A 12494-nucleotide genomic window follows, 5' to 3' on the forward strand; every position below is an offset into this window, starting at 1 on the left:
CTTCGCTCTGTCGTCCGAATGGACGGTATCAGAGGAGGGCGGCCTCCGCGTGCTGCAACGCATCCCGTGCGGCGACGGCGAGGTCTGGATGGTCGGCGAAGACCGCATCCACCCCGCTGCCGAGCACGAGCTGGAACTCGTTCCACCAGTCGCCGTAGCCGGAGTCCGCCTGGCCGTGCCGGAAGTCGTCCGAGAGAAACGCGTTCTCCGGGCGGAGGGTCCAGCAGTAGGTCTGCAGGCCGTGCGCGCCGACCCGTTCCGGCAGGTCGGTCACCGTCGTCTCCCCATCCGGTCCGCGCGTGAGGAGACGGGAGAGGTCGACGCTCACCCCGTCGATGCCGCGGCCTGCCTCCTCTGCCGCGAGCGCGCGAAGGCCGGCATCGGAGACGTCGTCGTCGTAGCTGCGAGCGGCCGACCCGTCTCGGGCGACCCGGTCCGCGGGGGCACCGTGCGCCTCGATGAGGTAGATCCAGTCGGCGGTGACGCCCCGGGCTGCGAGCCGGCCGAGCACGGTCTTCTCGAAGCTCTCCACCACCAGTGTGGATGCGTTCCCCCAGCCAGCCTCGGCCGCCTCCGTTGCGAACAGCTCGTCCAACGGCAGCCCGATGCTCTCGAAGTACGTCGCGTGCTTGATCTCGGCGACGATGCCGAGCGCGCGGTCGTGTCTAATGGCGGCTGCGTCGGTGAGCGCGAACAGGTCGCGCATCCGGAGGATCGGGTACCGGCCGTCGAACGACGCGCTGAGCGGGCGCAGCCGGCCGAGTCTTTCGACGGCGCGGAGCGTCGCGAGCTGGTCCCAGGTGAAGTCTTCGGTGAACCAGCCGAACAGCCGCACCCCGTCGATCTCCTTGCTCGTGCGCAGGTGGGCGAACTCCGGCCGGGAGGCGACATCGGTGGTCGTCGAGATCTCGGCGTCGTGCCGGATGACCAGCACGCCGTCGCGGGTGGGGACGATGTCCGGCTCGACGGAGTCCGCGCCGAGCGCGAACGCCAGATCGTATGCGGCGGCGGTGTGCTCCGGGCGGTAGCCGCTCGCGCCGCGGTGGCCGATGATCGCCGGCCACCCGGCGCCCCTGTGCAGCGCAGCTTCGAGGCCGCTGTCGGAGATTGTCACGATTCGCTCCCTGTCTCGTCACCGGGAACGTTCCCGTCATGTCTTGAACAATATCACCCGACCTCACCGACTTCATCCGTCGTTCACCCCAGCATCGCTTGCGCGTCATGTGCGGCTCTGATACTTTCCATGCACACCGGGAACGTTCCCGCGATGATGCGGGCAGGAGAACCATGACATCAACCATCTCGACGGCCGACCGCCGCGAACCCACCCCGAGCGAGCGCCGCTCCGGGGCCGCGCGCCCGACGCGGCGCAAACGACCCACGCGCCTACGCACCGGAATCGGCCCCTGGTTCGTGGTCCCGGCGGCCGTCCTGCTCGCCGTCTTCATCTACCGGCCGCTGCTGAACGGCCTGCAGCTCAGCTTCTTCGGCACCGACCTCTTCGGCAACGCCAGCCGCTTCGTCGGCCTCGACAACTACCTCACCCTGCTCGCTCAGCCATCGTTCCAGCGCGTCGTCGGCACCTCGCTGCTGATCGCTTTCCTGTCGATGGCGATGTCGGTCGGCATCGCCTTGTTCGCCGTGATCCTGCTGCGCAAATGGATCCCGGCCGGCGGCCTTTTCCGCGTGATCTTCTCGCTGCCGTTCGCGTACTCGGCGGCGAGCGCGTCCGCGATCTTCTCCGGGCTGCTCGCGCCGTCGGTCGGCGTCGTGAACCAGCTGCTCGCGCACCTCGGGATCAACGCCATCCCCTGGCTCGAACAACCGGGCTGGGCGATCTTCTCCGTGTCGCTCACCACCGCCTGGTACGAGCTCGGCTTCGCGTTCCTGGTGCTCGCCGCATCCATCAGGACCATCCCGCCGGAGGTGATGGAGGCGGCAGAACTCGACGGCGCCGGGGGGTTCCGGTTCACCTGGTCCGTCCTCATCCCGTTGCTGAGCCCGAGCCTGTTCTTCCTGCTCGTCACGCAGACGATCTCCGGCCTGCAGACCTTCACCCAGGTGCGCATCCTGACCGCGGGCGGCCCGTCGTCGAGCACCACCACACTCGTCTACCAGCTGTACATGTACGCGTTCGGCCAGGGCACGCCTGACTACGGGCGCGCCTCCGTCGTCGCCATCGTGCTCGTGCTCATCGTTGCGCTGGTCACCTGGCTCCAGTTCCGCTTCATCAACAGGAGGGTCACGGTATGACCGCCACCGCCACCGGCACCGCCACAGCCAGCCGCACCGCCACCGCCGGCCGCAGACGCCGATCCAGGATGCGCACCCTGCGCCCGGGCGACATCGTGCGCATCGTCGTGCTCATCGTGCTCGCGCTGCTGATCGGCTTCCCGATCTACATGACCTTCGTGAGCGGGTTCTTCCGGACCGGCGCGCTCGTGAAGAGCGGCCTGTTCCCGCCGCTCAGCGAGTTCACGCTCGACAACTTCACGGCCGCCCTCTCGGCGATCCCGCTCGGGCAGCAATACCTCACGAGCATGATCGTCGTGGTGCTGCAGACGTTCGCGCAGCTCGTCACGTCGGCGCTGGCCGCGTACGCGCTCGTGTTCCCGAGCTGGCGCGGCAGGGGGATCGCGTTCGCGCTGATCATCGCCACCCTCGCGGTGCCGGGCGAGAGCCTCGTGGTGCCGAACTACCAGCTCGTCAGCAGCCTGGGGCTCAGGGACACCATCTTCGGCATCATCATCCCGTACCTCGCGATCGGGTACCCGATCTTCCTGCTGCGCCAGGCGTTCGCCTCGCTGCCCCGCGAGATCTGGGAGGCGAGCAGGCTCGACGGCTGCGGCGACTTCCGCACCCTCGTGCTCGTCGTCATGCCCGCGTGCCGCAGCCAGGTCACGACCGCGATCATGTGGAGCGCGCTGTTCGCCTGGAACGGCTTCTTCTGGCCCCTCCTCATCACCGACACCCCAGCCAACCGCACCGTGCAGGTCGGCCTCTCGCAGCTGGTGTCGTCCGAGTCCACCGCGCCCGCCGCGGTCTTCGCGGGAACCGCCCTCGTGCTCATCCCGACCGTCATCCTCGTCATCGTCAGCCAGCGGTTCCTGCTCACCGGCATGTCCCGCGGCGTCCTCAAATAACCCCCGAACCGACCACCCCCATCCGCACCGAACGAAAGAACCAGCCATGAAGAAGACCATCGCATTCGGAGCAGCGGCGCTCGTCCTGCTGTCCATCGCAGGATGCAGCTCCGGCGGCTCCTCCGCGCCGACCACCGCGGCGTCGGCGGGCGCCCCCGGCCCTTCCGCCCTGAGCAGCGTGAAAGGCGTGACGGACATCACGTTCTGGCACGGACTCGGCGGCATCAACGCGCAGGCCCTGCAGTCGCTCGTCGACGAGTTCAACACCGAGAACGCGGGGAAGATCCACGTCAACACCAGCGCGCAGGGCAGCTACCCCGACCTGCTCGCGAAGTACACCGCCTCCTTGCGCGACAAGTCGACGCCGACCGTCACGCTCAGCAACGACATCTCCTCCGGCTTCCTCAACGACGTCAAGCGCAGCGTCTCCCCGGTGGCGATGGCGGCGGCCAACCCGAAAGACCTCGACCTCAGTCAGCTGTCCCCAGCCGGCAAGCGCTACTACAGCGTCGATGACAAGCTCGTCGCCGTGCCGATGAACATGTCCACGCCGCTGCTGTTCGTCAACAAGGGCCTGCTCAGCAAGGCCGACGTCGACCCGGCGTCGCTCAACACGCTGAGCGGACTCTCCGACGCCGCGAAGAAGATCACGACCGCCACCGGTGTCCCCGGAATCGCCGAAGCGTTCGACGACTGGTGGTTCGAGCAGCTGTCTGCCACGAGCGGCAACCCGTACTGCACCCCCGGCAACGGCAGGGACGGCAAGGGCGCCGATAAGGTGAGCCTCAGCAACGCGAGCCAGGTGGCGGCGTTCACGACGATGGCCGACCTCTACAAAGCCGGCGCCGGACTCAACGTCGGCACGGACAACAACAACGCGGTCACCGCGTTCGCAGCGGGCAAGACCGCGATGATGTTCAACTCGTCGGCCGTCGCAGCATCGGTCGCCCAGAGCACGTCGTTCGCCTACGAGGCGCTGCCGTTCCCGCTCTCCGCCCCCTCATCGAAGGCCGGAACCGTCGTCGGCGGTTCGGCGATGTGGCTCAGCAACACGGCCACCCCGGCCGCGCAGGTGGCCGGCTGGAAGCTGATCTCGTTCCTCGCGTCCGCGAAGTCGCAGGCCACGTTCAGCGAGGCGACCGGTTACGTCCCCGCCAACACCGCACTCGAGAACTCGGCGGCCCGCAAGGACTACCTCGCCAGCCACCCCGTCGCTCAGGTCGCCATCGACCAGGTGAAGAACGTCACGGACGTCCCGGCGTCGCACGGCTGCTTCACGGGAGCGTTCAGCGCCATCCGCGCCGCGGTGATCCCGGAGATGCAGGCCGCGTTCTCGGGCTCGAAGACCATGAAGCAGGCCGTCGCCGACGCCACCACCACGGCCGACCAGGCGATCGCCGACTACAAGCAGCAGCTCGGCTCCAACTAGCCGCCCGGCCGCACCCCCGGCGCGGCCCAGCCCGCAGCCATCGAGCCCAGGCTTCTTCCCGTTATGTCCGAGGATTATCGAGAGAAAGCCTGGGCTCGATGGCTGGATGGGAGAATGGAAGCATGACCCCACCCCGCGAAGAGGTCGTTCTGCTCGCTGAGGACGGCACAGCTGTCGGCGTCGCCGACAAGGCGACCGTGCACACGACGGACACCCCCCTTCACCTCGCTTTCTCGTGCCACCTGTTCGACGGCGACGGGCGCATCCTGGTCACCAGGCGGGCACTGGGCAAGCTGACCTGGCCGGGCGTCTGGACGAACTCGTTCTGCGGGCATCCCGCGCCGGGCGAGAGCTTCGAGGACGCCATCGCGCGCCGGGCCGGCGAGGAGTTGGGCGCCGCCATCGAGAACCTCGTGGTCGCCTTGCCCGACTTCCGCTATCGGGCGGTGGATGCGGGTGGGATCGTCGAGAACGAGATCTGCCCGGTGTACACGGCCACGATCTCCGGCAACCTTTCGCCGGAGCCCAGCGAGGTGGCGGAATGGCGCTGGGTCGACCCGCGCATCCTGCTCGGAGCCGTCGACGCGACGCCGTGGGCGTTCAGCCCGTGGCTCACTCTCCAGCTGCCCGCACTGTATGCCGACAGCGCCATCGAGGCGTCCGGCCTGTTCTGATCAGGTAGTCCGCGCGGCGGAAGAATGAAATGAACTCATTATTTTCCACCTGTGTAATTGACTGTGGATAACTAGCAGCCCGTATGCCGTCTCCGGCATCGGCACATGGCGGCCGCGGGTCGTCCAGCGGCTGGCGCTAGTGGGTGCGGGACGCCTCGATGTGCTGTTCGAGCCACCAGGTGCTGCCCTCGTCGTCCGAGACCCATCCGTCCCAGGTGAACGAGTCCGCCGTGATCGCGCTGAAGTTCCAGCGGATCGGGCGCCCGTCGGTCTGGGTGCCGTCCTGGCGGATGCCGTCCCGGTGGTGGGCGCTCGCCACAAGCGTGCAGAAGTCGCCGGCGACAGCGCCGAACCAGCTCACCCGCCACAACCCGAGCACCGCGTCGTAGACCCGGATGGTGGTGCCCTTCGCCTCCGTCATCGACGGGTCGGACGCGCTCGGCGCGACCAGCACATCCTGGATGGCCCTGCCGCCCAGCGTGTACGCGAACAGCCAGTCGGTGGTGAACTCCGACCATGCGCCCGACTCTTCGTCGAGGAACCGGCATTCGGCGCGCCAACTGCCCACAAGCTGCCCGAACAACTGCATCTGTCGCGGCCGCACGGGCGTCGGACCCGACGCCACGAGTGCCCGCGCGAACGCTGCGTCTGTCGACTCGCTCATGGTTCTGCCCTCCTGGTGGATGGGACGGACGCGATCAGCCTGCGCTGCGACCTGCCTCCGTCGTCGACACGTCCGTGCGATGGAAGTTGAGGTACGACCTCGACGCCGTCGGGCCGCGCTGGCCCTGGTAGCGCGAGCTGTACTCGCTCGACCCGTACGGCCGCTCCGCCGCAGAGGTCAGGCGGAAGAAGCACATCTGACCGATCTTCATGCCCGGCCACAGCTTGATCGGGAGGGTGGCGACGTTGCTCAGCTCCAACGTTACGTGACCGGAGAATCCGGGGTCGATGAAGCCGGCGGTGGAGTGCGTGAGCAGACCGAGACGCCCGAGCGAGCTCTTGCCTTCGAGGCGCGCGGCCACATCATCCGGCAGCGAGACCTGCTCGAACGTCGACCCGAGCACGAACTCGCCAGGGTGCAGGATGAACGGCTGGTCGGAATCCACCTCGACCAGCCTGGTCAGCTCCGGCTGATCCTCGGCCGGGTCGATGAACGGGTACTTGTGGTTGTCGAACAGGCGGAAGAAACGATCGAGCCGCACGTCCACGCTCGACGGCTGCACCATAGCCAGGTCGAACGGTTCGAGAGCGATGCGGCCGGCGCCGAGCTCGGCCTTGATGTCGCGGTCAGAGAGAAGCACGGGATCAGCCTACCGGGCGAGGTCGCGAGAGCCCCTCCCACTTATGGGCGGAGTCCACTAGCGTTGGCCCAACAACGAGCAGGGGGCCGTGCATGAGCATTACTGTGAACGTCGACAACTTCGTGGTCGCCGAGACGGCCCGAATGTTCGCAGCGCTCCAAGCTGCGGCCGGGGGCGTGAACACCTTTCGTCACAACTCCCTCCCCGCGCCGATCGACGAGCAGACCGTCGTCCGCCTGAACCGCGACACCCTCTACAGCTTCGCCATCGTCGACATCTCCGCCGGCGCGACGCTGACACTGCCCGACGCGGGCGACCGCTACATCTCCGCGATGGTCGTCAACGAGAACCACCTGGTCAACCGAATCTTCCACGCGGCCGGCTCATTCGAGCTCACAACTCGGGAGTTCGGAACGCCATACGCTCTCGTGGCGGTGCGCATTCTGGCCGACCCGGAAGACGCGGACGATCTGGCGATCGTCGGAGAACTCCAGAAGGGCATCACGGTCGACGCGACCTCGGCGACCCCTTACGCGCTCGACGACTACGATTCCGCATCCCTGGACGAAACGCGAAGCGCCCTCCTGACGCTTGCCAAGGGTGTCGGCGACTATCGAGGGATGTTCGGCACGGAACAGGAGATTCTCCCAATACGGCATCTGATCGGCACGGCGTCCGGTTGGGGCGGCCTGCCCGAATCCGAAGCGGTCTACGTGAGCGTCGATCCCGGACTCGCCCCCGGCTCCTTCACGATGCGCATTCAGGATGCGCCGGTCGACGCCTTCTGGTCGATCTCGGTCTACAACGCGGAGGGCTACTTTGAACCCAACCCCGCCGGCCGCTACACGATCAACAGCATCACCGCCGAGCGGGAGAGGGACGGCTCGGTGGTGGTGCGCTTCGTGGACGACCCATCGACGCGCATTCCGAATGCGATCCCCGTCCCCCGGGGATGGAACCTTCTCGTTCGCCTCTACCGTCCGCGTGCCGCCTACTTCGACGGCTCCTGGGCAATTCCCCCGATCGACGCAGAGGAGTCGGCCTCGATGTCGCGGCCAGAGAGAAGCGGTGAGTTCTCAGATCGCATGGCCGGTGCCTCCCCTATCGACGGTTCCTAGACGGCGCCCCAGAAGGCGAGCAGCTCTCGGGCGACGACTTCGGGCTGCTCGAGCGGTACGAGCGTGCGGGCTCCTGTGACGGTGATCGCCCGCGCGTCGGGGGCGAGCGCGGCCGCGCGTTCGGCGGAGGCGGGGGACCAGTCGCCGCGATCATCACTGGCGATGTAGAGGCTCGGCACGCCGATGCGGGGCAGGAGCGCTGAAACATCGGCTCGGTCGAGGATGAACGATCGGAGGGCGAGCGCGACGCTGGCCCTCGGCGGTCTCGAAAGGCTTTCGACCACGATTCGACGGATGCCCGCATCGGCTGCGGAGGCATCCGTCAGCATCGCCTTGACCAGGGCCGAGCGCACGGGGCCGATTGCGCCGAAGGACTGAAGCAGAGGCTTCAGCAACAGGATCTTGCGGCGCAGTGCTGGCGGGATCGGCTCGACGGGTGCGCTGATTGCGACGAACGATCGCAGAATTCCCGGCTCGGTCGCGAGTTCGTAGCCGACATGCCCGCCGAAGGCATTACCCACCCAGTCGACGGGTTCCGAGACCGCGAGTGCCTCGAGTGCGTCGCGCGCGGCGGCGGCGGCCTCGGGGATCGTGCTGCGGCGATGCAGCGGTTCGCTGCGGCCGAGCCCTGGTGGGTCTATCAGAAGGTACCGGCGTTCGGGTGCTGATTGCCGCAGGGTGGGCAGCAGTCGGTCCCAGGTGCGGCTGTCGATGAACATCGAAGACCAGAAAGCCGTGGGCTGCCCGCCCGCAGGACCGAATGCTCGTACGGAGAGACGCCCCAGACGAGTGGGAACGGCGAGGCCCTCCATATTTGAGGTGTGCGTGACGATCATTTGCTCTCGATCGAGTGACCGGGGAATCGCGGATCTTTGGCGTAATCCTGGTGACGGAGTTCCAGCGCCGCCTCCACTTGCCCCGGAGCATCCTCGCCGATGAGCAGCCGGAGCCGCGAATCGTCGCGGTCCTCGACGTGGGCGAGAATCGCGGCCGCAACGTCCTCGGGGGAGGTCCCCGCACCGCCCTCCGCTGCCGGCCACGGCACGGTTGGAGTACCGAACAATTGGGTGCGCAGCTGGTCGTAATCGGCAATCGGTGCACTGAACCGCATACTCCGGCCGGCCCAGTCCGTGTCGATCTCCCCGGGCTCGGCGAGGGTCACGCGGATGCCGAATTGGCTGACCTCCGCCGCCATTGCCGCGCTGAAACCCTCGAGGCCCCACTTCGCCGCGTTGTAGAGCCCCAGCGTCGGCATGGTCCCCACGGCCCCCACGGTCGAGATCTGAACGATATGCCCGCCCCCGTGATCGCGCATGACAGGTATCGCGGCTTGGCTCAGCCAGAGCGGACCGAGCAGATCCGTGTCGAAGATGGCACGCGCTTCTTCCTCGCCGGCTTCCTCGATCGCGCCGATCAGGCCGTATCCGGCATTGTTCACCAGCACGTCGAGCCGGCCGAATTCGGCTACTGCCGACGCAACGGCGTCGAAGGCACTAGACCGGTCTCGAACGTCGAGTTGCTGCACAACCAGACGCTCGTGTTCCGGAAGCGAGTGTGCGCCGCGCACCGTCGCGACTACGGCGTGACCCGCTTCGACGGCGGCAAGCGTAATGGCGCGGCCCAGCCCGCGATTGGCGCCAGTGATCATCCAAGTTTGGGGTGAAGTCATTTCCCCACCCTATCCAAAACTGGACGGTCCGTCTCGTTTCGGCGGTATTGTTTGAGAATGGCTCGTCCTCGAACTCGTACACTCGTCTATGAAGCGGTGCTCTCACTCGCCAGGGAGGAGGACCGCTTCGGGAGAATCACGATGGAGGGCGTGGCGGGCCGTGCCGGTGTAAGCAAGCAGACGCTCTACCGCACATGGCCATCGACCGGGGCGATCCTGTTCGACGCGCTCCTGGCACAGAGTCTCGGCGAGGACGGCACTGTCGTGGTGCCCAACTCGGGTGATCTGGTGGTGGACCTGGAGTCCTTGGTCGCCGGGACGATCGCAGAACTGACCGATCCGACGCAGGAGGGCCTTCTGCGAGCTGTCACCGCCGATATCCAGACCGACAGGGAGCTTGCTGCTCAATTTCGCGAGCGGCTCCTGGTTCCCCAGTTCAACGCGATCTCCGCCCGGCTGCGCCAAGGGGGCGCCGCTGACCCGGACGCGGCCGCAGAGCTCCTCCTGGGCCCAATCTTCCACCGGTGGCTACTGCGCACCCGAGCTTTCGAGTCCGGATGGGTCGAATCACACGTTCAGCGCGTGATTCGAGCCACCGGAGCTGACGAGTTACGGTCATCGCCGGCTCGGGGCGACCACTGATCTGCCCGGTCCATGTCGATCGTCGGGTGCCGCCGCTCAGCCTCCTGCGGAGTGTGTGTGGGGCGCAAAGCCGTGCAGGAAGGTCTCGACGAGGCGTGCCGCGAGCGCGTCAGGTTCGGCGGAGGCATCCTCGCCGTTCAATGACTCACTGAGGAGCGCGTAGTAGACCCTTCGGGCCCACTCGAGGTCGGCGTCGGCAGCGAGAATTCCGTCCCGCCGGGCCCGTTGAAGCACCGCAAGGCAGCTGCGCTGGACTTCATCGTGGAGCCGAGCCGCTTCGCTGCCCACTGCCGGCGGCAGTCCCAGGGCGAAGGTCCAGGCGTTCTTGACCTGTAGGACGTTCGCGGTGATCCTGTGGATCGCGACCAACGGAGGGGCGGTGTCTGGCCGGCCGTCGTTGACGGCCAGGACGAGCTGTCGTGCAGCCGAGATCGCGAGGGCGTCGAGGACTGCTTGGCGATTCGCGAAACGGCGGTGGACCGTGGTGCGGGCGACACCCGCGGCACTAGCGATCTGCTCCATCGACGCACTGGGGTCGGCGGCGAGCACGCGCTCCGCAGCCTCCAGGATGGCTCGCACGCTGCGTTCGGCGTCGGCCCGAAGGGGACGTTTCGTTGCCTGTTCCATATCCACTCCCGTTCCCCCGTTGCAATAAACGATACAACGGCGGGCACGCATCCACATTATCTAAGTCAGTGCTGTTGCATTTATGCCCGGTTCGTGTATAGCTTTGTTCCACATAAAGGAAACGGAGTAACAGATGACAAACACAGCTCTCATCACCGGGGCGTCTTCCGGACTCGGCGCGGAGTTCGCCGCCCAACTGGCGGCTCGGGGACACGATCTGGTGCTGCTCGCCCGCTCGGGCCCCCGTCTCGAAGCCCTGGCCCAGCGCCTGCGGGCAGACCACGGCACCCACGTCGACGTGATCGTGCAAGACCTGTCCGAACCGGATGCGGCACACCACGTCGGGATCGAACTGGCCGCTCGTGGTCTGCAGATCGACATGCTGGTCAACAACGCCGGCTTCGGCACCTGCGGGCGATTCGAGGACATACCCGCGTCCAGAGACCACGAGCAACTCCTGGTCAACGTGGTCGCCCTTGTCGACCTCAGCCGTGAGCTGCTCCCCGGCATGGTCGAACGCGGCAGCGGTTCCATCATCAACATCGCCTCGACGGCAGCGTTTCAGCCCGCCCCGTACTTCGCCGTCTACAGCGCCGGCAAGACGTTCGTGCTCAACTTCAGCCTCGCCCTGCGCCAGGAGTACCGACGGCGCGGCATCCGCGTCCTGGCCCTCTGTCCCGGCCCGGTGCCGACCGCTTTCTTCGACACCATCGGCACCCGCAAAGCCGCGTCATTCGGCCGCATGCTCTCCGCGGAGCGTGTGGTGGGCACCGCACTGCGCGCTCTCGACCGCGACCGCGCATACGTGACCCCCGGGCTCGCGAACGCACTGAGCGGACATCTGATGCCGCGTCGTCCACGCTCACTCATCGCCGCCATCGCAGAACGACTCACCCGAACGGTTCTGGATGACACCCCCGAAGCCAGGGAGGTCGTCGCGTGAACACGGCCTCCGCGCTCGGCGCTGCTACGGCGATGCTCCTCGTAGGCACCTCTGCAGCGGTCGCCACCACCATCGCCGACTACCCCGTGCTGATCGGGCAAGCACTTCGCTTCACGGTCGCAGCGGTGATCCTCCTGGCCGTCGTTCGACTCCAGCGTCCGTCCCGCGCCCGGCTCACTCTCCGCGACATTCTGCTCTTGATCGCTCTCGCCACCACGGGCCTCGTCGGGTTCAATCTCTTCCTCGTCGAAGCCACCCGTCACGCTGGTCCGGCGATGATCGGCGCGGTGGTCGGCGCCGTGCCGATCGCACTGGCCATCGCCGGCCCACTCCTGCAACGCCGAAAGCCGGAACGACGCACCATCGTCGCGGCCGTCGTCGTCGCGCTCGGCACAGCAGTGGCCGCCGGACTCGGCACTGGCGACCCGGCCGGCCTTCTCCTGTCCCTCGGCGCCCTCGTCTGCGAGGTGCTCTTCTCACTGCTCGCCGTGCCGTTGCTCCCCAAGCTCGGACCCACCCGCGTGGCCGCTTACCCCGCAGCGATCGCCGTGCCCATGCTGTTCGTTGCAGGCCTCGCTATCGACGGCGTCGACGCCCTGCAGCCGCCCGCGATCGGTGAGCTCTCGGCCTTCCTCTACCTCGGCGTCGTGGTCACGGCCGTCGCCTTTCTCCTGTGGTACAGCGCGCTCCGGCGTCTCGGCCCCGACCGTACCGGACTGTTCGCCGGCATGGTCCCTGTCGGAGCGCTGGGAACCACCCTCGCCCTCGGCATTGCGCCGGTGAGTGGCGGAGAGATTGCGGGCGTCCTGCTGGTCACCGCGGGCATCGTGTACGGACTGCGGAAACCCAGATTGGAGCAGTTGAGCGTTTCTGGAAGGCCAAAATTCTGGCGGAAAGTCAACGTTGTTCTTGCCGGATCCGCACCCCATAGTTGACCCCGGATGA

Annotated in this window: 14 protein-coding genes; 8 read left to right on the plus strand and 6 right to left on the minus strand. The window is 67.2% G+C overall.

Annotation, left to right across the window (positions count from 1 at the left end; genetic code table 11):
* Positions 1-28 precede the first annotated feature (28 nt).
* Positions 29-1114, minus strand: a complete 1086-nt coding sequence (locus AC37TH_RS02280) for a glycerophosphodiester phosphodiesterase family protein (RefSeq protein ID WP_490762733.1) — start codon at positions 1112-1114, stop codon at positions 29-31.
* Between the two features lie 173 nt (positions 1115-1287).
* Between AC37TH_RS02280 and AC37TH_RS02285 the strand changes: the two genes are divergently transcribed.
* The 4 genes from AC37TH_RS02285 (at position 1288) to idi (ending at position 5246) form a co-directional block, all read left to right on the plus strand.
* On the plus strand, positions 1288-2253 hold the full coding sequence (locus tag AC37TH_RS02285; RefSeq protein WP_490762734.1) for a carbohydrate ABC transporter permease: 966 nt from the start codon (positions 1288-1290) through the stop codon (positions 2251-2253).
* On the plus strand, positions 2250-3143 hold the full coding sequence (locus AC37TH_RS02290; protein WP_490762735.1) for a carbohydrate ABC transporter permease: 894 nt from the start codon (positions 2250-2252) through the stop codon (positions 3141-3143). Before AC37TH_RS02285 ends, AC37TH_RS02290 begins: the two co-directional genes overlap by 4 nt.
* Positions 3144-3189: 46 nt before the next feature.
* A complete protein-coding gene (locus tag AC37TH_RS02295; protein ID WP_490762736.1) occupies positions 3190-4572 on the plus strand; it encodes an extracellular solute-binding protein in 1383 nt (460 codons plus the stop codon).
* Positions 4573-4694: 122 nt separating this feature from the next.
* Positions 4695-5246, plus strand: a complete 552-nt coding sequence (gene idi / locus AC37TH_RS02300) for an isopentenyl-diphosphate Delta-isomerase (protein ID WP_490762737.1) — start codon at positions 4695-4697, stop codon at positions 5244-5246.
* A gap of 136 nt (positions 5247-5382) precedes the next feature.
* Here idi and AC37TH_RS02305 read toward each other — a convergent pair whose 3' ends face one another.
* The gene (locus AC37TH_RS02305) at positions 5383-5910 is read right to left on the minus strand and encodes a hypothetical protein (RefSeq protein ID WP_490762738.1); all 528 of its coding nucleotides are present in this window, start codon (positions 5908-5910) and stop codon (positions 5383-5385) included.
* 34 nt (positions 5911-5944) lie between these two features.
* Positions 5945-6550 carry a dCTP deaminase gene (gene dcd / locus AC37TH_RS02310; RefSeq protein ID WP_490762739.1) on the minus strand — a complete coding sequence of 202 codons (606 nt, stop codon included), beginning with the start codon at positions 6548-6550 and terminating at the stop codon, positions 5945-5947.
* A gap of 92 nt (positions 6551-6642) precedes the next feature.
* Between dcd and AC37TH_RS02315 the strand changes: the two genes are divergently transcribed.
* On the plus strand, positions 6643-7668 hold the full coding sequence (locus tag AC37TH_RS02315; RefSeq protein WP_490762740.1) for a DUF1214 domain-containing protein: 1026 nt from the start codon (positions 6643-6645) through the stop codon (positions 7666-7668).
* On the opposite strand, the gene AC37TH_RS02320 is transcribed toward AC37TH_RS02315, so the two are convergent.
* Together AC37TH_RS02320 and AC37TH_RS02325 are read right to left on the minus strand one after the other, a co-directional pair.
* Positions 7665-8504: an alpha/beta fold hydrolase gene (locus AC37TH_RS02320; RefSeq protein WP_490762741.1), complete on the minus strand. Its 840-nt coding sequence runs from the start codon at positions 8502-8504 to the stop codon at positions 7665-7667. The two genes, AC37TH_RS02315 and AC37TH_RS02320, sit on opposite strands and share 4 nt — an antisense overlap.
* Positions 8501-9337: an SDR family NAD(P)-dependent oxidoreductase gene (locus AC37TH_RS02325; RefSeq protein WP_490762742.1), complete on the minus strand. Its 837-nt coding sequence runs from the start codon at positions 9335-9337 to the stop codon at positions 8501-8503. The genes AC37TH_RS02320 and AC37TH_RS02325 overlap by 4 nt, the downstream gene beginning before the upstream one ends.
* A gap of 96 nt (positions 9338-9433) precedes the next feature.
* On the opposite strand from AC37TH_RS02325, the gene AC37TH_RS02330 reads away from it, so the two are divergent.
* Entirely contained in the window at positions 9434-9979 is a 546-nt protein-coding gene (locus AC37TH_RS02330; protein WP_490762743.1) for a TetR-like C-terminal domain-containing protein, read from the plus strand.
* A gap of 36 nt (positions 9980-10015) precedes the next feature.
* Here the strand turns inward: AC37TH_RS02330 and AC37TH_RS02335 are convergent, their stop codons facing one another.
* Complete coding sequence (locus AC37TH_RS02335; protein ID WP_490762744.1) at positions 10016-10606, minus strand: TetR/AcrR family transcriptional regulator; 591 nt, start codon at positions 10604-10606, stop codon at positions 10016-10018.
* 133 nt (positions 10607-10739) lie between these two features.
* Between AC37TH_RS02335 and AC37TH_RS02340 the strand changes: the two genes are divergently transcribed.
* Positions 10740-11549 (plus strand): SDR family NAD(P)-dependent oxidoreductase, encoded by an 810-nt coding sequence (locus AC37TH_RS02340; RefSeq protein WP_490762745.1) that lies wholly within the window; start codon positions 10740-10742, stop codon positions 11547-11549.
* Positions 11546-12484 (plus strand): DMT family transporter, encoded by a 939-nt coding sequence (locus tag AC37TH_RS02345; protein ID WP_490762746.1) that lies wholly within the window; start codon positions 11546-11548, stop codon positions 12482-12484. The genes AC37TH_RS02340 and AC37TH_RS02345 overlap by 4 nt, the downstream gene beginning before the upstream one ends.
* Positions 12485-12494 lie beyond the last annotated feature (10 nt).

It is taken from the genome of Leifsonia sp. McL0627 (assembly GCF_058244615.1).